Origin of the sequence: Marivibrio halodurans (genome assembly GCF_017963645.1) — a bacterium.
Classification (GTDB): Bacteria; Pseudomonadota; Alphaproteobacteria; order UBA8366; family Aestuariispiraceae; genus Marivibrio; species Marivibrio halodurans.
This window is the reverse complement of record NZ_JAGMWN010000003.1, coordinates 354,806-376,409: the sequence shown is the minus strand read 5'-3', so window position 1 is coordinate 376,409 and position 21,604 is coordinate 354,806. Positions and strand designations below refer to the sequence as shown.

Annotated in this window: 24 protein-coding genes; 12 read left to right on the top strand and 12 right to left on the bottom strand. The window is 66.4% G+C overall.

Annotated elements, in window-relative coordinates; all coding sequences use genetic code 11:
• Window positions 1-47: 47 nt before the first annotated feature.
• The 7 genes from KAJ83_RS08575 to KAJ83_RS08545 all read right to left on the bottom strand — a co-directional run bounded on the left by KAJ83_RS08575 (window position 48) and on the right by KAJ83_RS08545 (window position 8,315).
• A complete protein-coding gene (locus tag KAJ83_RS08575; protein WP_210681625.1) occupies window positions 48-944 on the bottom strand; it encodes a 50S ribosomal protein L11 methyltransferase in 897 nt (298 codons plus the stop codon).
• A gap of 187 nt (window positions 945-1,131) precedes the next feature.
• A complete protein-coding gene (locus KAJ83_RS08570; protein WP_210681624.1) occupies window positions 1,132-3,027 on the bottom strand; it encodes a propionyl-CoA synthetase in 1,896 nt (631 codons plus the stop codon).
• A 209-nt stretch (window positions 3,028-3,236) separates the two neighbouring features.
• Window positions 3,237-3,809 (bottom strand): hypothetical protein, encoded by a 573-nt coding sequence (locus KAJ83_RS08565; RefSeq protein WP_210681623.1) that lies wholly within the window; start codon window positions 3,807-3,809, stop codon window positions 3,237-3,239.
• Window positions 3,806-5,269 (bottom strand): peptidoglycan-binding domain-containing protein, encoded by a 1,464-nt coding sequence (locus KAJ83_RS08560; RefSeq protein ID WP_210681622.1) that lies wholly within the window; start codon window positions 5,267-5,269, stop codon window positions 3,806-3,808. Before KAJ83_RS08560 ends, KAJ83_RS08565 begins: the two co-directional genes overlap by 4 nt.
• A 159-nt stretch (window positions 5,270-5,428) precedes the next feature.
• Window positions 5,429-6,166 (bottom strand): lytic transglycosylase domain-containing protein, encoded by a 738-nt coding sequence (locus KAJ83_RS08555; protein WP_210681621.1) that lies wholly within the window; start codon window positions 6,164-6,166, stop codon window positions 5,429-5,431.
• A gap of 109 nt (window positions 6,167-6,275) precedes the next feature.
• A complete protein-coding gene (locus KAJ83_RS08550; RefSeq protein ID WP_210681620.1) occupies window positions 6,276-6,764 on the bottom strand; it encodes a peptidoglycan-binding domain-containing protein in 489 nt (162 codons plus the stop codon).
• 714 nt (window positions 6,765-7,478) lie between these two features.
• Window positions 7,479-8,315: a hypothetical protein gene (locus KAJ83_RS08545; protein WP_210681619.1), complete on the bottom strand. Its 837-nt coding sequence runs from the start codon at window positions 8,313-8,315 to the stop codon at window positions 7,479-7,481.
• A 374-nt stretch (window positions 8,316-8,689) separates the two neighbouring features.
• Between KAJ83_RS08545 and KAJ83_RS08540 the strand changes: the two genes are divergently transcribed.
• From KAJ83_RS08540 to gltX, 5 genes are all read left to right on the top strand, one after another.
• Window positions 8,690-9,193 (top strand): hypothetical protein, encoded by a 504-nt coding sequence (locus tag KAJ83_RS08540; RefSeq protein ID WP_210681618.1) that lies wholly within the window; start codon window positions 8,690-8,692, stop codon window positions 9,191-9,193.
• Window positions 9,194-9,195: 2 nt separating this feature from the next.
• The gene (locus tag KAJ83_RS08535; protein WP_210681617.1) at window positions 9,196-9,552 is read left to right on the top strand and encodes a hypothetical protein; all 357 of its coding nucleotides are present in this window, start codon (window positions 9,196-9,198) and stop codon (window positions 9,550-9,552) included.
• 3 nt (window positions 9,553-9,555) lie between these two features.
• Window positions 9,556-10,104, top strand: coding sequence for a hypothetical protein (locus tag KAJ83_RS08530; protein ID WP_210681616.1), 549 nt, complete (start codon window positions 9,556-9,558; stop codon window positions 10,102-10,104).
• A 174-nt stretch (window positions 10,105-10,278) separates the two neighbouring features.
• Window positions 10,279-11,970, top strand: coding sequence for an NAD+ synthase (locus KAJ83_RS08525; RefSeq protein ID WP_210681615.1), 1,692 nt, complete (start codon window positions 10,279-10,281; stop codon window positions 11,968-11,970).
• A 17-nt stretch (window positions 11,971-11,987) separates the two neighbouring features.
• Window positions 11,988-13,337 (top strand): glutamate--tRNA ligase, encoded by a 1,350-nt coding sequence (gene gltX, locus KAJ83_RS08520; RefSeq protein ID WP_210681614.1) that lies wholly within the window; start codon window positions 11,988-11,990, stop codon window positions 13,335-13,337.
• Between the two features lie 34 nt (window positions 13,338-13,371).
• Here the strand turns inward: gltX and KAJ83_RS08515 are convergent, their stop codons facing one another.
• Entirely contained in the window at window positions 13,372-13,818 is a 447-nt protein-coding gene (locus tag KAJ83_RS08515; RefSeq protein ID WP_210681613.1) for a VOC family protein, read from the bottom strand.
• A gap of 200 nt (window positions 13,819-14,018) precedes the next feature.
• Between KAJ83_RS08515 and KAJ83_RS08510 the strand changes: the two genes are divergently transcribed.
• Window positions 14,019-15,014 carry a hypothetical protein gene (locus KAJ83_RS08510; RefSeq protein WP_210681612.1) on the top strand — a complete coding sequence of 332 codons (996 nt, stop codon included), beginning with the start codon at window positions 14,019-14,021 and terminating at the stop codon, window positions 15,012-15,014.
• 352 nt (window positions 15,015-15,366) lie between these two features.
• Here the strand turns inward: KAJ83_RS08510 and rpsU are convergent, their stop codons facing one another.
• Complete coding sequence (gene rpsU, locus KAJ83_RS08505) at window positions 15,367-15,570, bottom strand: 30S ribosomal protein S21 (RefSeq protein WP_210681611.1); 204 nt, start codon at window positions 15,568-15,570, stop codon at window positions 15,367-15,369.
• A gap of 257 nt (window positions 15,571-15,827) precedes the next feature.
• On the opposite strand from rpsU, the gene KAJ83_RS08500 reads away from it, so the two are divergent.
• The 4 genes from KAJ83_RS08500 to KAJ83_RS08485 all read left to right on the top strand — a co-directional run bounded on the left by KAJ83_RS08500 (window position 15,828) and on the right by KAJ83_RS08485 (window position 17,801).
• Complete coding sequence (locus KAJ83_RS08500) at window positions 15,828-16,025, top strand: hypothetical protein (protein ID WP_210681610.1); 198 nt, start codon at window positions 15,828-15,830, stop codon at window positions 16,023-16,025.
• 63 nt (window positions 16,026-16,088) lie between these two features.
• Window positions 16,089-16,709: a peptide deformylase gene (gene def, locus KAJ83_RS08495; RefSeq protein WP_210681609.1), complete on the top strand. Its 621-nt coding sequence runs from the start codon at window positions 16,089-16,091 to the stop codon at window positions 16,707-16,709.
• Window positions 16,699-17,406, top strand: coding sequence for a COQ9 family protein (locus KAJ83_RS08490; protein ID WP_210681608.1), 708 nt, complete (start codon window positions 16,699-16,701; stop codon window positions 17,404-17,406). Before def ends, KAJ83_RS08490 begins: the two co-directional genes overlap by 11 nt.
• A 50-nt stretch (window positions 17,407-17,456) precedes the next feature.
• Window positions 17,457-17,801, top strand: coding sequence for a hypothetical protein (locus tag KAJ83_RS08485; protein WP_210681607.1), 345 nt, complete (start codon window positions 17,457-17,459; stop codon window positions 17,799-17,801).
• Between the two features lie 18 nt (window positions 17,802-17,819).
• Here the strand turns inward: KAJ83_RS08485 and KAJ83_RS08480 are convergent, their stop codons facing one another.
• A complete protein-coding gene (locus KAJ83_RS08480; protein ID WP_246484365.1) occupies window positions 17,820-18,905 on the bottom strand; it encodes a 5-(carboxyamino)imidazole ribonucleotide synthase in 1,086 nt (361 codons plus the stop codon).
• Between the two features lie 34 nt (window positions 18,906-18,939).
• Entirely contained in the window at window positions 18,940-19,458 is a 519-nt protein-coding gene (gene purE, locus KAJ83_RS08475; protein ID WP_210681606.1) for a 5-(carboxyamino)imidazole ribonucleotide mutase, read from the bottom strand.
• A gap of 135 nt (window positions 19,459-19,593) precedes the next feature.
• Here purE and KAJ83_RS08470 point away from each other — a divergent pair, with 135 nt between their 5' ends.
• The gene (locus tag KAJ83_RS08470) at window positions 19,594-20,514 is read left to right on the top strand and encodes a GGDEF domain-containing protein (RefSeq protein WP_210681605.1); all 921 of its coding nucleotides are present in this window, start codon (window positions 19,594-19,596) and stop codon (window positions 20,512-20,514) included.
• 50 nt (window positions 20,515-20,564) lie between these two features.
• Here the strand turns inward: KAJ83_RS08470 and KAJ83_RS08465 are convergent, their stop codons facing one another.
• The gene (locus KAJ83_RS08465) at window positions 20,565-20,771 is read right to left on the bottom strand and encodes a YdcH family protein (RefSeq protein WP_210681604.1); all 207 of its coding nucleotides are present in this window, start codon (window positions 20,769-20,771) and stop codon (window positions 20,565-20,567) included.
• A gap of 195 nt (window positions 20,772-20,966) precedes the next feature.
• Between KAJ83_RS08465 and KAJ83_RS08460 the strand changes: the two genes are divergently transcribed.
• Window positions 20,967-21,575, top strand: coding sequence for a TIGR02444 family protein (locus KAJ83_RS08460; RefSeq protein WP_210681603.1), 609 nt, complete (start codon window positions 20,967-20,969; stop codon window positions 21,573-21,575).
• Window positions 21,576-21,604 lie beyond the last annotated feature (29 nt).

Below are 21,604 nucleotides of genomic sequence, written 5' to 3'. Positions count from 1 at the left end.
CCGGCGGCCGACCCACCCCCCGGGTCGGCCGCTTCGCGTTTTGGGCTCTATCGATCGAGCAGCAGGGTCGACCAGCCGTCGATCCGACGCCTGTCGCGCAGGCTCAGGCCCTGGGCGCGATAGGCGTTCAGCACCATCGGCTCCTGTTCCACCAACAGGCCGGAAAGCATGACCGGTCCGTCCGTCGCCCGCGTGATCGACGGCGCGAGGGTGACCAGCGGCCGCGCCAGGATATTCGCGATGATCAGGTCATAGGGTGCGCGCCGGGAAAGGACCGGATGCCGCAACCCGGGCGCCGTCACCGGACGCAGATAGGCGCCGAGGCGGTTGAGCCGTGCGTTCTCCGCCGCGACGCGCACGGCTTCGGGGTCGATGTCGCTCGCCGCGACGGGGCGTCGGGTAACCCATGCCAAACCCATCGCCAGGATGCCCGTCCCACAGCCGAGGTCGAGGGCGTTCACCGGCCGGGAGCGTTTCAACAACGCATCCAGCATCAGAAGGCATCCGCGCGTGGTCGCATGCGTGCCGGTGCCGAAGGCGGTGCCGGCATTGACGATCAATTCCACCGTGCCCGCCGGCGGTCGGTCGGTGGAGAACTCCTGGCGGACGTGGAAACGCCCGGCACGGATCGGGGGAAAGCTCTTCTGGTTCTCCGCGACCCAATCGACCTCGGGCAGGGGGGCGGCGTGCGGCTTGGGTTCCTTGATGCCGCATTCGGCCGCGGCCAGGGCAATGCGCGGACCCAGGAAACCCCAATCGGGCATACCGTCCGTATAGAACTCCAGGGACCAGCGCTTGGCGCTGCCCGGATTGCCGCCAGGACCGGCGCCGTCCGGTATCTCGAAGGCCGCGTGTCCCAGCACGAGGCCGTCCACGGCCGCCCCGAAGGCTTCGGCCGTCGCCTCGTCCGGCAGGGGCAATTCGGTCTTCCATATCTGGGGCATGGGCGTGTCTTTCCTGGGATGCGGCCGCGCGGTTCCTATTCCGTGGCAAGCCATACACGAGCCGCCCCGGCAAGGACAGGCCACGCGATCGCGCCACCCGCCCGCCATTCATGCCGCCCGCCCGCCAGATCATGCCGCCCGCCCGCCACCCGGCGGAACCATGGAAACGCGTCCCCTTTCGACGCCTCTATTTCCGGACTCCGGACCCCGCCATCACATCCTTGATCTCGTCCAGGATCAGGGGGTCGTCGATCGTCGCCGGCGGCTCGACCGCCTGGCCTTCCGCCAGCCCGGCGATGGAACGGCGGAGGATCTTGCCGGACCGGGTCTTGGGCAGCCGCTTGACCACGATGGCGGTCTTGAAGGCGGCGACGGCGCCGATCTCGTCGCGCACGGCCTTCACGACCTCGGCGGCGATCTCTGCGTCGGGGCGGTCGACGCCGGCCTTCAGCACCAATAGGCCGAGGGGGAGTTGCCCCTTCAACGGGTCGGCCACGCCCACGACGGCGCATTCCGCGACATCCGGATGGGCGGCCAGGATTTCCTCCATGGCGCCGGTCGAAAGCCGGTGACCGGCGACGTTGATGACGTCGTCCGTGCGGCCCATGACATAGATATAGCCGTCCTCGTCCATATAGCCGGCGTCGCCGGTCTTATAATATCCGGGATAGTCGACCAGATAGGAGGAGATGAAGCGGTCGTCCGCCTGCCACAGTGTCGGCAGGCAGGAAGGCGGCATCGGCAGCTTGACGCAGATCGCCCCCATCTCGCCACGTGGCATCTCGTTCAATCGTGAATCGAGGATGCGCACGTCATAGCCCGGCACCGGCCGCGTGGGCGAGCCCGCCTTGACCGGCAGCTTCTCGATACCCAACGGGTTGGCGGCCATCGGCCAGCCGCTTTCCGTCTGCCACCAGTGATCGATCACCGGCACGCCCAGCATGTCCTCCGCCCAATGCAGGGTGTCGGGGTCGCATCGCTCCCCCGCCAGGAACAGCGCGCGCAGGGTGGAGATATCGTATTTCCCGATGAAGTCGCCCTTCGGGTCCTCCTTCTTGATGGCGCGGAAGGCCGTCGGCGCGGTGAAGAGGGTGACGACGCCATGCTCCTCGATCACGCGCCAGAAGACGCCGGCATCGGGCGTGCCGACCGGCTTACCCTCGAACATCAGGCTGGTGGCGCCATGCAGGAGGGGACCGTAGACGGTGTAGCTGTGGCCGACCGCCCAACCGACGTCGGAGGCGGTCCAGAACACCTCCCCCGGTTCGATATCGTAGACCGCCTTCATCGAGAATTTCAGCGCGACCGCGTGCCCGCCATTGTCGCGGACCACGCCCTTCGGCATGCCCGTGGTGCCGGAGGTGTAGAGGATATAGAGCGGGTCCGTCGCCTCGACCGAAACGCATTCGGTGGGTGTCGCGGCCTCCAATGCCTGGGTCCAGTCGACGTCGCGGCCTTCCTTCAACGTCCAGGGGGCCTGATCGCGCGCGACGACGGCGATCGATTTCACCGTGCCCTTGGAGAGGGTCAACGCCTTCTCCACGATCGGCTGGTATTCGATGGTGCGGCCGGGTTCCAGCCCGCAACTCGCGCTCAGGATGGCGACAGCGCCGGAATCGTCGATCCGCTTGGCCAACTCATTGGCCGCGAAGCCGCCGAACACCACCGAATGCACCGCCCCGATGCGCGCGCAGGCCAGCATCGCGATCGCGGCTTCCGGAATGACCGGCATATAGATGATGACGCGGTCGCCCAGGCCGACGCCCATCGCCTTCAGCATGCCGGCGGCGCGTGCCGTGCGGTCCAGCATTTGGGCATAGGTCAGGCTGCGCTTTGTGCCGGTGATCGGGCTATCATGGATGATGGCGGTCTGGTCGCCGCGACCGGCCGCGACATGCCGGTCCAGGCAGTTATGGCAGGTGTTGAGCTTACCGCCCGTGAACCAGCGATAGAAATGGGGGGCGCCGCTATCGTCGCGCACCTTGTCCCATTTGCGGTCCCAATCGATCGCCTCCGCCTGCTCGGCCCAGAATCCGTCCGGATCCTCCATCGAGCGGCGATAGACCTCATCCAATTTGCCCATGACGTCGTTACTCCCTAGGCCCGTGGCGTCGATCACGCCATAAGGCGTTCCGATCGCTTCTTCGACTATCGGCGAGTATGCCGCCGGGGCTTCCACTTGGCAAAGCCAGCCATCGGGGTGGAGCATAGGGCGGGGGCGGTGCCTTGCCGCGCCTTTCATTGGCGATATCGGCTGGGGGCGGAAAGGGACCGTCCGCGTACCCGGCCAAGCTAAGGGCGCGCCAGGGACCCGTCCTTGCGGGCCAGTTCATCCATGAAGCCGCAGACCGGGGCGTACAGCTTGCGCGGTTGATCCTCCTTCTGCCATCTTTCGACGCGTTCCTCGTACTGCTTGTAGGGAGCCATATCGATCCCTTCGGCCAGGCGGCGCTGAAAGATTTGATAGGCGGCGCCGGCGGAAATGCTAAAGCCGCGCTCTTCCATTTCCGGATTGCCGCCGAATTTGGACCAATAGGGATCGACGGGCAGGTAGAAGCCCAACGGCACGGTAAGCGTGCCGTCATCGTCGATGCCGAGGTCGATATCCGGATAGGTCTCGGGCCATTGGGCCACGACTTCCCGGAGGAACTCCCCGGAATAGGGGCCATCGAGGAACTCGAAATCGTTTGGATCGTCGGTTTGATCATATTCGAAGACGCGACAGGTGGCGACGAAATCAACGCGGATCCAGTTCCAGGCGATCCACTTCATGGCGCTCCATGTCGGCTCGTAAAGGACATAGGTCAGCGCGACCAGAATGGCGGCGACCAGGAGGCGTTTCAGGATCAGGACGAGGCGGCTCATGGCCCGGCCTCGCTTTCCAGATCCCTCCATTCGACGGAATTGGGATCGAGCGTCAGCCCGCCGTCGGTGATCTTGAGCCGGACCGTCATCTTCTGCGCCCAGGCGGCCCTGCTGTCGAACTCCGCGGCGCGGCCGCTGTCGCGCAGGCTGTTCATGACCGGATCGGGGGAGGATTCCCCGTCGAAATCATAGCGATCGCTCCACTCATGGTTGACCACCCCGGTAACGGTAATCGTGTCGCCCTTCCTCGTCGCGGTGAAGCCGTCCTGGAGATTGGATGTCAGTTCGTTCGATCCGAAGGCCAGGGCCTCGTCGATATCTCCCCCTAGAACATGCCCCAAGGTCTTTCCTTCGACCTCCCAATAGTCCGCCCGGCGGGAATCATCCTTCAGCTTGTCCGGCAAAATCTGGCGGCTTTCACCGTCTTTCAGGTCCATGATCTGATCCCTATAGTTGTAGTTTATCACCGTGCCACCTTTCAATTTGGTGCTTTTGTTTTTCATAAGGCTATCCACGAACCGTTCCCGGCTCTTCTCCTCGGCCTCCCGGATGAAAGGGCGCTCTCGCGCCTGATCGCGGCTATAGGCGCGGTCCTTGCCGGAGCCGTCGAGGAAATGGTCGAGGCTGTCGGCGGCGTTGTCGAGGCCGTGCGCGCGGCCCGCGTCAGCGCCTTGACGCAAGGCCTCCTCGGCCGCGTCCAGCGCACCGTCTTTCACGGCCTTGCCCGCATTCCCGACGCTGTCCCCGACCTGTTTCCCGGCCTCTCCGAGCGCCCAGGCGGACGGGTTGCCCCATCCGGACGGGCGATGGCCGGTGGCATCGGCAACCTGCACCGCGCCGGGGTCGCTTCCAGCAGCCTTGGAAGGGCCGCTCTTCGCGTCGCCGCCCCCATCGCCGGTTGCCCGGTTCCGCATGGCAAGACCGGCCGCGGCATCGGATCTGACCCGCCCGTCGGCGGCGGCGAGTTGGATCATGGGTTGGACGAGGTCATCGAGCTTCCGCTCCGTCTCGCCGCCGGGCAGGGAGAAGCCGTCGCGGGCGAGGCCGAAGGCGCGTTGGAAATCTTGCAGGCCCCAGAGCAGATCATCGTCCGGCGTGGGGTCGGCTCGCCTTGCCTTGTCGGCGGGATAGTGGCCGAGCCAGGAGAGCGCATTCTTGACCGAGACGACATCCCGTCCCCGGTTCGGCTGGTTCCGGCCGACGCCGGTCGAGAGGGAGAGCAGGTTCTTGCCGGCCGTCTTCCGGTCGCGGTTGGCCGCGTCGTCCGCCGTTGGCCGGTCCCATCTTCCGGGGTGCCGGTCGATCCTCTCGGCGATGGCGCCGACCTCCGCCCTCGGGTCATGCGGCGGTCGGGCGGTGCTGCCGGACGACGTCGCGGTGCAAAAAACTACCTCATGAATCTTCGTATCAGGACGACGATAAGATAGATTACACCACCTAAAAGCAGAACTACGAGGCATGCCGGGATTGCCCAAAGAAAGAATAACTCAATAACGGCGAGCCAGTTATCCGAGTACGATTTTTGTGGGTCATGTTGGAGCGCGATGTAACACATAACCGCTCCCACCAAAGTCCCTATTACAGCACTGCAGGAGAGCAGCGCTGAGAATCGTCTAAGCTTATTCATTTTCCCACGGTCTTTCCCTGTAAAGTCTCTCTACCCTTGCCCCATAATCTGTGACCTTCTCGGCTGCTAGGTTGTTGTACAAGGTAGCTATTTTCCGAACATTGCCGTGTTTCAGACGTTCCGATATGCCTTTTACGATCTTGATCCCAGTCTTGATATTAAACTTAGGGTCTTCGAGTTGCTCGCGACTTACCCCGATACCTTTCCAATATTCCACATTTACATTCATGGGCCGGAGCGTTCCTGGCTCAGAGAATGCGTCCTTTATACGATCGTAGTAACCGTGGGTAGTTTCCATGTATACAATCGCTTTAATGAGATCAGGGTCAACGCTAGCCTCTTCCGCTTCCTGTTCGATCAGGTCTTTGTAGTCTCCAACCGCGCTCATCGCAGGCCATTCGAACCAAGGTTCATCACCGTCCGCATCTGGATTCTCGGAGATGGGAAATGTTGCCGGCACGTCTTTCAGAATCGCGTCACGACGCTCTCGGTTATTCGTAAGTGATGGTGCATTACTATTCGACGGCGGTGGGGCTTTCTTATCCTCTCCATTGAACTCGGAACCCTGATCGGGGTGCGCTTCTGCTTCGTCCACGAAAAGCAAATCATTCCCAGCGCCGCCATTGATGCGATCTGCACGACGCTCTTGGCGAGAAACCTGTACCGGGCCGGTGCTTTGTTGGGCCTGATCACGCGAAACCGATTCACCCGCAATGGCCAATTGGATCATGGGTTGGACGAGGTCATCGAGCTTCCGCTCCGTCTCGCCGCCGGGCAGGGAGAAGCCGTCGCGGGCGAGGCCGAAGGCGCGTTGGAAATCTTGCAGGCCCCAGAGCAGATCATCGTCCGGCGTGGGGTCGGCTCGCCTTGCCTTGTCGGCGGGATAGTGGCCGAGCCAGGAGAGCGCATTCTTGACCGAGACGACATCCCGTCCCCGGTTCGGCTGGTTCCGGCCGACGCCGGTCGATCCTCTCGGCGATGGCGCCGACCTCCGCCCTCGGGTCATGCGGCGGGCGGGCGGTGCTGCCGGAAGAAGCGCTGGCCCCGGAGGCGATCTTGTCGCCGTCCAGGCGGATGCGGGCGAGGCGCGCCTTGACCGTGGCCTCCGTCGGGCCGCCGGGGCGCGCGATGCCGTCGACGGTCAGGCCGTTCTTCTTCTGGAAGCGCTTCATCCCCTCGAACATCGGCGTGTCGGGATAGGGGGTCATGCCATAGGAGGGCAATTCGTACTCTCCCAGGCCGCCGAGCGCGCCCTTCATGGCGAGGACATCGTTGCCGTCCGCGTTGGAGGAGGGGGCGAGGGGCTGGTTCAAGCGAAAATCGAACATGGCGTCCATCCTGTAGGTCGATGACACGTGCCGGCGCGATACGGCGCGCGCTCGCGCCGGGTGCCGCCGCCCTGGTCCGCCCGAATCGGCGGAACACTCATGGCGCGTGTTCGTTGCGTGGTGAGATTTTATGTAGCACCGGAAAACGGAACAAGCAATATGATAAGTGTCTTTATACTGATATATGAGAACATAATAGGATATATAAATCCGTCGGGAGGCTGAGGCCGGGTCTCGAGGGCTGCCCTCCTAGGGTTGGGCGCGGTTTCCCAGAACAGGAATTCATGCCCCCACCCACTGAGCGCTTGCACCCACCGAGAGCTTGGCATCCATCGCTTCCCCGGTGCGTGGACACGCGAGGGTGGAAAGCGAACCGTTCGGTGGAGGCCGGTCAGCAGCTTCGTCTGTTGGGGGGGGGACCTGATTAGGGTGTTACCTGATGCGGTGCCCGAGATAGCGTCCCTGGAGGTGGTGCCTGTCGTGACGCCGTGGCGCATCACAAACGGACAGGCCCGAAATCCACCCGTGCCGGGCGTCTTCCATGCAAGCCGCATAAGCGGCGTCGGATAAGCGGTAGGGCATGCCCAGGGTGCGGCGGCGGCGGGCTTCGCGAACCCGCGCGATGGCCGCGTCGGAACGGCAAGTGATCGACGCCATGGCGGACGATCGTCCCGGCAAGCCGCCGCCGATTTTTCCGAATAGCCGGGGCCGCCTTCAGCGGGCGATGGCGTGCCGGTCCCGGTCGATCGCGGTCAGCACCTCCTCGACCAACCGGACATTCTCGTCGCCATAGCGGCGGACGAGGCGGGCGCGTTGCGCCGGATCCTCCAATTGCAGGGCGAGCGCGCCGAAAAGCCCCCCGATCAGCAGATGGAACTCACGGTCGCCGAAGGCCCAATCGCGCTCGCTATCGTTCTGCGCGGCCGGCAGGCTGCGATCCATGAAATCCACCATCCATTGCCGGCGCTTCGGCACGTCGGTGAAATAACGCGCGATATAGACCAGGATATCACTGACCAGGATTTGCGCCTGGGGGTGGTGATAGAGGCGCGGCCAGGCGCCTTCGTCGCCCTCGATCGTGCGCACCGCCTCGACCAGGTCGCGGGCACGGGCCTCGTATTCCTCGAACAGGTCCGGGCCGATCATCTGATGCAGCGCGCCGATGGTGGCCGGGATGACCCGGCGCGACAGCGTGCGGCCCCGCACGGGGGCGGCGTCGCGCGGGGCCAGCAGTGGCTCGAAGGTCGAGACGATCAGGCGTTCCAGCGGAAATTTGCGCATGCGCGCCCAGAATGCCTGTTCGAAGGTTTGCTGTAACTGGCCCCAGTTGCGCTCGTAGATCATGGCGAGCGCGGGGTCACGGCCCCTCGCGATCCGGTCGGCGATCTGCTGCAGCGCCTCCGGGTCGATGGTGGAGACACCGGTGCGCGCGACCGCGTCGCTGACGCGGTTCATGAAAAGGTCGAGAATTTCCGTCGTCAGGCGGCTCAGCCCTTCATGTCCGGTTGCTGCCTTGTCGGAGCCTTTCGGCTTCGTGTCCCGCGCTTGCATTTCACCCCATGCCCGTTCGCGTGCCCTACTGAATTCACCCGACTTTAGGTCGCGCCTGCCGATCGTGCCAAGGGTGAATGGCGCGAACGAGCGATGGGGAGTCAATGATGCGCCGATGGTGGAGGGGCGCGGATTGACGGTCTCCGTCATGGAATTGCCCATATTTCTCCCAGGGTAATTTACTCATCCGTCTCAATATCTTGCATGTGCCAATGGCGCCCTGGGCACGTGCCGGGACTGGAAAATGACGAACGAACGGTTGTTTCGGGAAGGAACAATACTTAGCTGCCCTAAGCAACAAGGCGGCCGGCCCTGTAGCGAGGAACAAGATGAAGCATGCCGGACGCATTCGGAATCAGTCATGGAGGAATGACATGGACGATTCGAGTAGGGACCGCACCGACAGGACGGCAGAACCGGGCGCGCCGACGCGCGACGGGTTCGAGGCGGTGGCGACCGCGGCGCTGGAAGCCGTGTTCGCGGATCGTCAGCGGGCCCTCGTCTCGGGCATGCTGGACGCGTCCGAGGCCGTCGGCGCCGCCCGGGATAGCCTGTCCCGAGCGAAGCGGGACGAAGCCGCGAAGGCTGCGGAGACCGCCGCGCAATGGCTTCAGGATTATGCCAACGACATGGCGCGCAGCGGGCCCAACCGGCTGCTCGCCACCGCCGAGGACATGGCGCGCCGCAACCCGGCGCTCTTCGTCGGTGGCGCGGCGGCGATCGGCGCGGCCGTGATGTGGCGTCTGCAATCGGGGCAATCGCTGGTCCCTTTCGCCGCGAGGAGCGGGGAGGGGGAGAAAGCCCAAGCCACGGGCGGGCCCTCCGGCGAGGTGAAGACGACGGACCCGAGCGGGAATTCGGGTTCGAAGGCGGCCTGACGGTGGCGGACCAGCAGGAACGGCGTGAGTCGACCTTGGCGGCCATGGCGCGCGGTGCGTCCACGGAGCTACTCCGTGGCGTCGATGCGGGCCTGGACGCGGCGGGGGACCGGTTGTCGGCGCGGTTGGACGCCGCGGCGGACCGGCTTCTGGCTCGCGGGTTCGTGTTGCTTCTGTCGGCTGTCGCCGTCGGATGGATGTCCTTCGCGGTTTTCGCGGCCGTTTCGATGGTCGCGCCGGGCTGGGCGGCGGCGCTTGTCACCGCCGGGGCCCTGGTGCTGGCCGCCGTTCTCTGCCGTGCCGTGTTCCTGACCCGGGCACGGAGCCGCGATCAGGAAAGCAAGAAAGAGAGGAGTTGAATCATGAGCAAGACGATGAACAAGACCACCGATACGACCACCACCGAGGCCAAGGCGAATGCCGCCAACGCGGCGGCCGCGGGCAAGAGCGCGGCCACCGGCGCCCCTGGCGCCAATGGTAGCGCTGGAGCGAGCGCGGATATCCACGACACCGAGGCCAACGGCACCGTGAACGAGCGCGTCATCGCCGTGGCCCGTGAGAGCGGCGATTTCCTGCGCGGTAACGCGGTGCCGATCGCCCTTGTCGCGGCGGGGGTCGGCATGCTGGCCATGCGAACCGTCAATGGCGGTGACAATCGCGCCGCCCATGCGGTCGAACAGGCGCGCGGCAAGGCGGTGGAGACCGCGACGACCGTGCGCGAGGGCGCCGGCATCCGTGCCCGGCAGGTCGGCGAGAAGGTGCGCAACGGCAGCGGCGCGGTGCGCCGCAATGTCGGCAACGGCGTCGCCCAGTCGCAGGAGGTCGTGCGCACCCATCCGGTCGCCACGGGTCTCGCCGCGGCGGCGATCGGCGCGGGCGTCGCGGCGGCGGTGCGCCGCTGGCGCGCGTAAGCCAGAACCTAGAAGAGTTCTTTCCTCCCAACTGGGGCGCGGTGGCGATGGCCATCGCGCCCCTTGTTTTGCGCGGTTCGATACCCGGCGCGCCGATCTCCCCCTTGCACGGGCGCGCGCGGGGGGTAGTCTCGGGCGCCTTACCCTTGGCCGCATGCGAGGACGGAACGCCCGATGACCGACAGCCTGACGATCGCGCTGGCGCAATTGAATCCGACGGTCGGCGACATCGCCGGCAACGCGGACAGGGTGCGTGAGATCCGCGCCCGCGCGGCCGGGGAGGGGGCGGACCTTATCCTTTTCCCGGAGTTGTTCCTGAGCGGTTATCAGCCGGAGGATCTGGTCCTCAAGCCCTTCTTCCACGCCAAGTTGGAGGAGGCGGTGGACGCGCTCGCCGCGGAGACGGCGGATGGCGGTCCGGCCGTCCTGCTGCCCACGCCCCGGCGGACGCCGGACGGCGCGATCCAAAATGCCGTGCTGCTGCTGGACGAAGGGCGCGTGGTGACGGCGCGCGCGAAATACGACCTGCCCAACTATGGCGTCTTCGACGAGAAGCGCGTCTTCCAGGCGGGCCCCATGCCCGGCCCGATCAACTTCCGGGGCGTGCGCATCGGCGTGCCGATCTGCGAGGATGTCTGGACCCCCGACGTCGTCGAGTGCCTGGAGGAAAGCGGGGCCGAGTTCTTCCTGGTGCCGAACGGAAGCCCCTACGAGGCGGAGAAGGAGGATACGCGCCTGCAACTCGTCCTCAACCGGGTGACGGAGAGCGGCTTGCCCATGGCCTATCTCAACCAGGTCGGCGGGCAGGACGAGTTGGTCTATGACGGCGCGTCCTTCGTCGTGAATGGCGATTGCACGCTGGCCCACCGCCTGCCCGCCTTCGAGGAGGCGGTGACGATCACCCGTTGGTCGCGGCAGGATGACGGTTGGGTCTGCGCGGAGGGGGCGAAGGCGCGCCCGCTGGATCGTCATGCCTCGATGTATCACGCGATGGTGCTGGGCCTGCGCGATTATGTCGGTAAGAACGGGTTCCCGGGGGTGGTGCTGGGGCTGTCCGGCGGAATCGATTCCGCGCTTTCCGCCGCCGTGGCGGTCGATGCGCTGGGCGCGGACAGGGTGCATTGCGTGATGATGCCGTCGCCCTATACCAGCCGGGAGAGCCTGGAGGATGCCGCCGACGCGGCCGGTAAGCTGGGCACGCGGCTCGATTCCGTCGATATCGAACCGGCGATGACGGCGTTCGATACAATGTTGGCCCCAATCTTCGACGGCGCCGCCCCGGATATCACGGAGGAGAATATCCAATCCCGCTCGCGCGGGCTGTTGCTGATGGCGATCTCCAACAAGCAGGGGAAGATGCTGCTGACCACCGGCAATAAGTCGGAGATGTCGGTCGGCTACGCCACCCTCTACGGCGACATGTGCGGTGGCTATTCCGTCCTGAAGGATATCTACAAGACCGACGTCTTCGCGATCTGCCGGTTGCGCAATCGTGGCCTGGATGCGCTGGGAGGGGCCGCGCTGGCGGGGGAGGCGCTGCTGGGCCCGGCGGGCGAGGTCATGCCGGAGCGGATCATCACCAAGCCGCCCTCGGCCGAGCTTAAGCCGGATCAGAAGGACGAGGATACGCTGCCGCCCTATGACAAGTTGGACGACATCCTCCATTGCCTGATCGAACGGGAGATGTCGCTGGACGAGATCGTCGCGCGCGGTCACGCGGCCGAGACGGTACAGAAGGTCTGGCGTCAGTTGGACCTTTCGGAATACAAGCGCCGTCAGGCGCCGCCGGGGGTGAAGGTGACGCCGCGTGCCTTCGGCCGCGACCGGCGCTATCCCATCACCAACGCCTTCCGGCGCATCCTCTAGATTTGAAAAAGAGTTCCATGCCCAAGGACGTCAAGGTTCGCTTCGCCCCCAGCCCGACCGGCCGCCTGCATGTCGGCAATGCGCGGGTCGCCGTGCTCAACTGGCTCTTCGCGCGCCGCCAGCGCGGCGAGGTGCTGCTGCGTATGGACGATACCGACCGGGAGCGCTCGACCAAGGAGTTCGAGGCCGCGATCATCGAGGATCTGCGCTGGCTCGGCATCGACTGGGACGATTTCGTGCGGCAGAGCGCGCGCCAGACCCGCTACGACGCGGCGGTGGAGCGGTTGAAGAAGGCGGGGCGTCTCTATCCCTGTTTCGAGACGTCGGAGGAACTGGACCTCAAGCGCAAGATCCAGCTCGGCCGGGGGCGGCCGCCGGTCTATGACCGCGCGGCCCTCGACCTCTCCTCGGAGGAGCAAACCGCCCTGATGGCGGAGGGGCGCACGCCCCATTGGCGCTTCAAGTTGCTGGACCAGCCGATCGAATGGACCGACCTGGGGCGGGGGCCGGTGCGTTTCGAGGCGGGCCACCTCTCCGACCCGGTGCTGGTGCGCGAGGACGGCCGGCCGCTCTATACCTTGAGTTCGGTCGTCGATGACGGGGAATTCTTCATCTCCCACGTCATCCGGGGGGAGGATCATGTCGCCAACACCGCCGTTCAGATCGAGCTGTTCCGGGCGCTCGGCTACGACGTGCCGGATTTCGCGCATCTGCCGCTGATGGTGGGGGCGGACGGCAAGCAGCTTTCCAAGCGGCTGGGCTCCCTCTCCCTCGGCGACCTGAAGGAGAAGGGGGTGGAGCCCCAGGCGCTGACGGCCTATCTGGCGCGTCTCGGCACCGCCACCGCGCCGGAGGGGGACGACACCCTCGACGGGCTGGTGCCGGGCTTCGACCTCGCCGCCTTCGGCCGCGCCGCGCCGCGCTATGACGAGGGGGAGTTGTCGCATCTCAACGCCAAGGTGCTGCACCGGCTGCCCTATTCGGCGGTGGCGGAGCGGCTGGCGGCCATGGGCCTCGACGGCGCGGACGAGGCCTTCTGGCTCGCCGTGCGGGAGAATTGCGAGCGCCTGTGGGATGCCGGCCATTGGTGGCGCGTCTGCCATGGCACGATCGAGCCGGCGGCGGCGCCGGAGGATGCCGACTTCCTGGCGGAGGCCGCGCGCCTTCTGCCGGAAGAGCCCTGGGACGCGGACACCTACGCCGCCTGGATCGAGCGCGTGAAGGCCGGGACCGGGCGCAAGGGCAAGGGGCTTTTCATGCCGCTGCGCCTCGCCTTGACGGCGCGGCCGAAGGGGCCGGAGCTCGGTACGCTGCTGCCGCTGATGGGGCGGAAGCGGGCGCTTGAAAGGCTGGCGCCCGGGGGGTGAGGTTGCCCCCGTCTCCGCTTGCCATCGGCGCGGATCAGTCGAGCGCGCGGCAGGGCACCCACAGATACCAGTCCGGATCGAAGATATAGCATTCGCGCAGGCCGTGCGGCTTGTCGGTGCTGCCGTCCAGCAATTGATAGCCCCATTCCCGCGCGCGTGCCTCGCACCCATCGGGGTCGAGGCCATGGAGCCGGAATTCCGCCCCCACGCCGCGCCCCTGGACGGAGCGGACGAGGCCGCTCATCCGGTTGTCCGAATAGCTGTGATCGGCATGCAGCATCCAGGCGGCGCCGATCGCGGGCAGGGTGAGATAGGCGAAATCCTCGTCGTCATAGGTGCTTTCCGCGCCCAGCACATGGGTGGCGAACCCGACCGAGGCCGCGACATTCCGAACCAACAGATTGATACCCAGACCGTTCGGCAATTGCCGGCCGAATTCGTCCGGCGGCATCCAGGGGGTCTTCGTGCTCTTCGTCGCCATGGGGCGTTCTGCCTTTCGCGAAACGGTGACGCGCGGATGGCAGCAGAGTTGCGCGCGCCCGGCTGTCGCGAAAGCGCCATTTACGATACCGCCGGGGCTTCGGCGCGGTACTTCGAATGAAGTGGGGCCCATTCTTAGACAAGGCATGCTCAAAATGAGTGTATTTTTATATGATGCAACCCTATATAAAGCATCTTATGATGGTGAACTCCCCGGCGGTCATCCTTGTCAGTCCCGCGTGGCCCTATCGCCCAATCAATGAGATGTGGGCTGATTTTGCTGGAGAATTACGGCGGGTCGGTATTCACGCCATGAGCTATACGGCCCGTAATACGGGGCAGGAAATGCTGAAGGACATGCAGGGCGTTCTCCAGGATTTGATCCATTGGCCCGGCCCTAGGCTTATCTTGTCCTGCAACGGTAATTTCCTGCCGCCGGTCGCGCGTGAAGGCGGGCGCACCATCAGTTTCGCCGAACGTTATGGCATTCCGTTATGGACATTGATGATTGACGAGCCGGCGCGGCACGCCGGTCGGTTGCGCGCCGCGCCGGCGAACAGTTTCGTCACGGTTGTCGATTCCCAACATCACGGCTTCATGGAAAAGCAGGGCTTGGCGCGTAAGGGCGTTCGTTTCTTCGCTCACGGCGGCCCGCGATCCGTTCCCGACCTGCCCAAGGCAAGCGAACGATTGATCGGCCCCGTTTTCGTTGGCGACGTCTCGGAACCGCCGCCTTATGAGGAATGGTTAAGGGAAACCGCGGTTGATGCGGGCCTGCGCGACAGTGTCGACCGCGCGATGCGGGCCTGCCTGAAACCGGGTTGCGGGCGTTATTCCTATCAGATCCTGACGGAGCAATGTGCCGAGGATGGGGTCGATATCCCGTCAAAGGCGCTCGAAGGGATCGTGGCACGCATGGAAACCTATATCCATCAGCATCGCCGCCTTGAAATTCTCGAACGGATCACGTCGCATCGCGTGGAAATCTTCGGGACGGTCGACCGGGGGGCGGCCGCCCGCCTGGGGAGGCATCGCATGCATGGCCGTACCTCCTGGGCGCGTGGCGTGGAGGTGATGCGGCGCTATCGTTTCCTGCTGAACCCGGTGGCCGTTTTCAAGACGGGGGGGGCACCCGCGCCTGACCTACGGGCTTGCCAACGGATGTCTTCCCTTCGCGACGCCAACCGATTTCTGTAATCCGATCGGCACGGACGATCCGCCGTTGGCCTTCGACTTGCGGGGCGATGGTGCGGATGACGATCGAATCGCGGAGGCATCGAATCTGCCCGGTCTCGACGACCGGCAAGCGGCTGTCATGGCCAGTTATGAAGGCCGCCATTCTTGGGCGCGGCGCGCGCGGGAAGCCAGGGATTTGATCGATGTCTTTTTCCGGTAGGTCATTTTACGGGCCGGAAGCGTGCCCCGGTTTCGGCGGTGGCAATAGAGACGGCAATAGAGCGTCCTCCAACGAAAAACGCCCCCGACCATCGGTTCGGGAGCGTCCTCGTGACCCGCGCCGGTAGGCGCCGATCGGTATCGTTGGGCGGCTTTAGAAGCCCTCGCGCTCAAGGCGCTTGCGCAGCAGCTTGCGATGCCGGCGCACGGCTTCGGCCCGTTCGCGCGCCTTCTTCTCGGAAGGCTTCTCGAAATGCCGACGGAGCTTCATCTCACGGAAGACGCCCTCACGCTGCATCTTCTTCTTGAGAGCACGCAGCGCCTGATCGACATTGTTGTCACGAACGATGACTTGCACGGTTTTTCACCCGACCTTTCGGTTTGTGTCTACCGGCGAAGGCGAAATACACCTCCACCCGATGGGCCCCTGCCCATCGACTGGCGCGGCTTATAGCACCCGATTCCCCCTTTGTGAAGGGCAATCGCGGCGGTTTTTCCCCGCGCCCCGGCGATCGCGTGGTCTGCCCGCGTCGGTCGGTCGTGGATGACAATTACACGGAAGATCTCGTAGGCTTCGTGTCCGCGCAGCCTTCCCACCCCCGAATTGGCGCCAGGATGTCGGACGATCTCATCTTCTGCGGCCGCAACCGCGTCGATAAGCTGGAGGTGCTGACGGACCAGCATGACACAGTCGCGCGGGCGGCGGCGTCGGCCGGGCCGAAGGCCATTCCGGCGGTGCCTGGCGGCGGCGCGCGACGCGGCCTCTGGCGACGGCACCTCTGGCGACGGCACCTCCGACGGCGGGGCCATTGACGACGCCGGCTTTTGACGGCGCGGGCCTTTGACGACGCCGGGCGCGGGCCGCATTATGCGGCCATGGCCATTCTGAAGATCGCGCGCATGGGGCATCCGGTGTTGCGGCGGGTCGCCGACCCGGTCGCGGACCCGCGCGCGGCCGATATCGCGGCCCTTGTCCGCGACATGGTGGCGACGATGGCGGACGCGGACGGCACCGGCCTCGCCGCGCCGCAGGTGCATGTGCCCTTGCGCGTCGTCGTCTATTTCGTGGAGGCGTCGCGGCGGCGCGGGGTCGTCGACCCGGTGCCGCTGACGGCGTTGATCAATCCGGTGGTGACGCCGCTCGGCGACGATATCGCCTATGATTGGGAGGGGTGCCTTTCCGTTCCCGGGCTGGTCGGGCTGGTGCCGCGCGCGACGTGGGTTCGTCTCGACGCGCAAACGCCGGAGGGGGAGCGGATCGAACGCGAGGTGGCGGGCTTCCACGCCCGCGTGCTGCAACATGAATGCGATCATCTGGACGGTATCCTCTATCCCCAGCGGATGGACGATCTATCCTTGCTGATGTTCGCCGACGAGATGCGCCACGGCCCGCCGGAGAAGGCGCGCCGCCTGATGGGGCTGCCGGAGGCCGCCGCGCCTGGAACGCCGGACGCGGGGACTGAACCGCGAGACGAAGGGGAGACCGATGCCGCCTAGCACCGAGGAGGAGGCCGCCATGGATGCCGGGATGGATATGGACATCGACGCCGCCCGCGACCGGCTGGTCGCGGCGGTGCTGACCCATGTGCCGTTCGACGGCTGGGGCAATGCGGCGCTCGACCGCGCGGCGGCGGATTGCGACATGGCGGCGGAGACGGCGCGTGCCCTGTTCCCCGGCGGCGCGCGCGATCTGATCAACTGGCACAGCCGCTGGGCCGACCGGCGGATGATGGCGCAGCTCGACGCCGACGGCCTGGAGGAGATGCGCATCCGCGACCGGATCGCCCATGCCGTCATGACCCGATTCGAGCAGAATGCCGGCGACCGGGAGGCGGTGCGATCCGCGCTCAGCTTCCTCGCCCTGCCGCGCAACGCGGCGTTGGCGGCGGAACTGCTCTATCGCACGGTGGACGATATCTGGTTCGCCTGCGGCGATCGCTCGACCGACTGGAACTTCTATTCCAAGCGCGGGCTGCTGGCGGGCGTCTATTCCTCGACGCTGATCGTGTGGTTGGACGATCGATCGGAGGGTTTCGAGGAGACGCGCGGCTTCCTCGACCGGCGCATCGGCAATGTGATGGCGATCCCGAAGATCACGAAGCGGGCGCGTAAGGTCGGCGCGGTCGCGACCTTCGTGCCGCGCCGCCTGAAGGCGTTCCGTACCTTCTGGCCGGCGCGCGCGACGCGCGGCTGAGCGGACCCGCACGGGCGGCCGCGCATCGACGGAGGGTGGGGGCGCCCGCGATGTTCAATCACTTCAAGCAAGAGCTTCGCGACGCCCGCAAGGCCGACCCGAGGGTCGAGGAGCAATTGCGCGCGCGCAACGTGATCCTGGTCTGCGCGGCGGCGATCGCGCCGCTGACCGCGTTAATGTGGATCGCGATCCTGCTGCTCTGGGACAATGTGGGCGACCCGCCGTCGATGATGACGGATGCGGGCCTGCTCTATCCGGTGCTGTCGCTGGCGGGGGCGACGCTGGCCATGCCGCTGCATAAGCGCCGGCATTATTTCGGGGCGTCGCTGATCGCGGCGCTGCCGCTGCTGGCGGTCGTCGCCTTCCTGGTGAGCGCCGTGCGCTGGGCGCTCTAAGCCGATGGGCCGCGTGGGTCAGTCTTCCGGCGGCGCGTCGCGGCCGGGCCAGACGCGGGTGACATGGCCCATCTTGCGCCCGGGCCGGGTTTCCGCCTTGCCATAGAGATGCAGGCGCGCACCGGGCTCCGCCAGGAGCGCGGGCCAGTCCTCGACCTCCGCCCCGATCAGGTTCGTCATCTCCGCCGCGCCCAGGCGCCCGGTGTCGCCCAGCGGCTGGCCGCAGATGGCGCGCACCGTCTGCTCGAACTGGCTGGTGGCGGCGCCGTCGATGGTCCAATGGCCGGAATTGTGCGGGCGCGGCGCGATCTCGTTGGCCAGGATGCGGCCGTCGGGCATGACGAACATCTCCACCGCCAGCAGCCCGACATAATCCATGCGCGAGACCGCGCGGCAGGCGACCTCCACCGCGCGCTCGGCCACGTCCGGGGTGATCGGGGCGGGAATGCGCGTCTTGTGCAGGATGCCGTCGCGATGCCGGTTCTCCACCGGCTCGAAACAGGCGATCGCGCCCCCGGCCGTGCGCGCGGCGAGGACGGAGACCTCCACCATGAAATCGACGAAGCCTTCGAGGACGCAGCGCTGTTCCCCCACCGCCGCCCAGGCCGCCGCCGGATCGTCGCCGTCGCGGATCACCGCCTGCCCCTTGCCGTCATAGCCGAAGCGCGCGGTCTTCAACACGGCCGGCCGGCCGAGCCTATCCAGCGCTTCATGCAAATCCTCCAGGCTTTCGACCGTCGCCCAGGGGGCGGTCTCGACGCCCGCGCGGTTGAGGAAATCCTTCTCCACCGCGCGATCCTGCGCGACCTCCAGCGCCCCGGCGCCGGGGCGCACGGGCACGCGGGTCGCCAGGAAGGCGACGGCCGCGACCGGTACGTTCTCGAACTCCAGGGTCACAACATCGACCGCCGCCGCGAAGGCCGCCAGCGCGTCCTCGTCGTCCCAGCCGGCCGAGACATGCGGGGCGACATCGCCCGCCGGACACTGTTCCGCCGGGTCGTAGACACGGCAGCGATAGCCCAGCCGCGCGGCGGCCAGCGCCAGCATGCGGCCGAGTTGTCCGCCGCCCAGGATGCCGATGGTGGCGCCCGGATCGATCGTCATCTCATGTTCCCGTGCATTCATCATCGCGCCGCCTTCAGCCGACGTCGCCTTGATCGACCGGCGTTTCGGCGACCGCGTCGGTCTGGCGGGTGCGCCAATCGTCGAGCGCGTGGGCCACCCGCTTGTCCATCAGCGCGATGACCCCTGCCGCGAGGAGCGCCGCGTTGACCGCGCCCGACCGCCCGATCGCCAATGTGCCGACCGGTACGCCCGCCGGCATCTGCACGATGGAAAGCAGGCTGTCCTGGCCGTTCAGCGCCTTGGACTGGATCGGCACGCCGAAGACCGGCAGCGGTGTCATGGCCGCCACCATGCCCGGCAGGTGCGCGGCCCCGCCGGCGCCCGCGATGATGATCTTGAGGCCGCGGCCGCGCGCCGTCTCCGCATAGTGCACGAGACGGGTCGGTGTGCGATGGGCGGAGACGATGCGCGCCTCGTACGGCACGCCGAGGGCGTCCAGCGTCTCCGTCGCATGGCGCATGGTGGGCCAGTCGGACTGGCTGCCCATGATGACGCCCACCAGTGGGCTGTCGGAGGAGGGAGTGTTGGCCATCGTCCCGTCGATCCTTTTCCTGATCGCTGCGCGCCGCGTGGCCTTCGGGACCGCGCCGACGCCGGAGGAGGGGGGAGTATAGGAATGCGCCATGCCCGTGCAAGCCGCGCGATTCCGGCATAGACTGTCACCGTCATGAAGACCGACGAGACCAATTTCGTGCGCAATCGATCCGTCCCCCGGACGGAGACGGGGCCGGTACGCGTCCAGCCGGCGGCGGCCACCGATACGCGCGCGCCCAATGCCCGTACGCCGGGGGACCGGGAGGCCGATGCCTTCGATCTCTGGCGCGCGCGCATCGACCGCGAGGCGCCCGGCGAGGCGGGGGACGGCCCGGCCGACGCCTATCGCGAGGCGTCGCGCATCGCGCCCAGGACGAGCGACCGGGGCGAGGGCGAGGATACTGATCCCCATGCGGACCTGCATGATGTCGCATCGATCCATGGGCTCGACCCGGAAAGCCTGACACCGGCCGTGGCGCATGCCCTGTGGCAGTTGAGCGAGGAAGTGGCGCATCTGAACGAAGCCTTGCAGGCGGCCGCGCACCGGATCGACCGGCTGGAGCGGGAGGTGGAGACCGATTCCCTCACAGGACTGCGTGACCGGGGTGGCCTCTTGCATGAAATCGCGCATATGCAGAGCATCGACCGGCGCGAGAGGGGACGCAGCACGCTCGCCCTCCTCGATCTGGAGGAGGTGCCGGAGATTCGCCGCCGCGACGGCCGGTTGGCCATGGAAGGGGTGGTGTCCCAGGTGGCCGGCGTCTTGGCGCGGACTGTCGCGGCGGGCGAGGTCCTGGCCTATCTGGGGGAGGGGGAGTTCGCGATCATCCTGCCCGGTCGGCCGCCCGAGGAGGCGGGCGCGCGCGTTCGGGCGATCCTGGCCGAGGCGCTGGGGAAGCCGTTCCGCCATGCCGGCGGGGATCACCGGCTGAGCGCGACCATTGGCCTTGCCGCCGTCATGGGGGTGGCGGGGGCGGATGCCGAGTCCTCCGACCCGGAACCCGAGTCGGTACTGGGCGCGGCGGACCGGGATCTGCGCCGTTCACGGCGTTGAAGGGGCTGCGTGAAGGCCGGTTCCGACGCGGTTCGCCGCGCGCGGGGCGGTCAGGCGATGATGTCGTCGATCAACATGTTCTCTAGCCGCGAGAGTTGATCCTTGATCGAGAGCTTGCGCTTCTTCATCCGCTGCATTTGGAGTTGATCGTAGGGCGCGCGTTCGGAAACACGCGCGATCATGTCGTCCAAATCCCGATGCTCGGACCAAAGCGCTCCGATACGCTCGCGGATCTCGCGTTCCTGCTGTTCGTCCATGATCTATCGCCGTGGGGCGCGCCGTTCGCCGGATGGTGTCCGATAGGAAGACGGCGCGCCGGTGGAATAAAGGTGCCGTCTCGCGGCCCGCTTTATATCAGGCTCGTCTCGCCGGTAGAAGAGACTTTCCCCGGCATCGCGTTCAGATATGCGTTCCGGTTGCCCGGCCCGGTGCGGGCTGCGAGAGTGCGCCGCATGACGGAGGATCAGGGCGAGATGGAGAACGGACCGGCTGCGAGCGAGGCGGAGGCCCTGTGGCGTTTCTCCGTGCGCCTTTATGAGGCCGGGGGTGTCGAGGACGCGGCGCTCGCTCTGCAGGACGAGCATGGGCTCGACGTCAATCTGCTCTTGCTTTGCTGTTTCCTGGGCCTGCATGGCGTGCGGGCCACGCGCGAGACGATCGCGACGTTGGACCAGCATGCGCGTGCTTGGCGGGCGGTGGCCGTGGAGCCTCTGCGGGGCCTTCGGCGCCGGTTGAAGCAGGATGTCGGCACGATCTCCGCCGAGACCGCGGCGCCGTTCCGCGAGCAGGTGAAAGCCTTGGAATTGGAGGCGGAACGCTTGCAGCAGGAAATGCTGTTCCGAACCCTCGAACGGTTGCCCGGACGCGATGGGCGCGAGGCGGAGCGCGCCGGCCTGATGCGCATCAACCTGACGCTCTATCTGACCCATGCCCAGGTGCCGCGCGACGCGGAAACCCGGGAGCGTCTCGAATGTTTGGTCGCGGGCGCGATCGACGGCGTTTTGGCACGCGCGTCGGAGGAGGCGGGACACGACGGGACGGCCCGCGATACCGAGGCATAGAGGTATCGGACGGACGGAACGACGTCCTC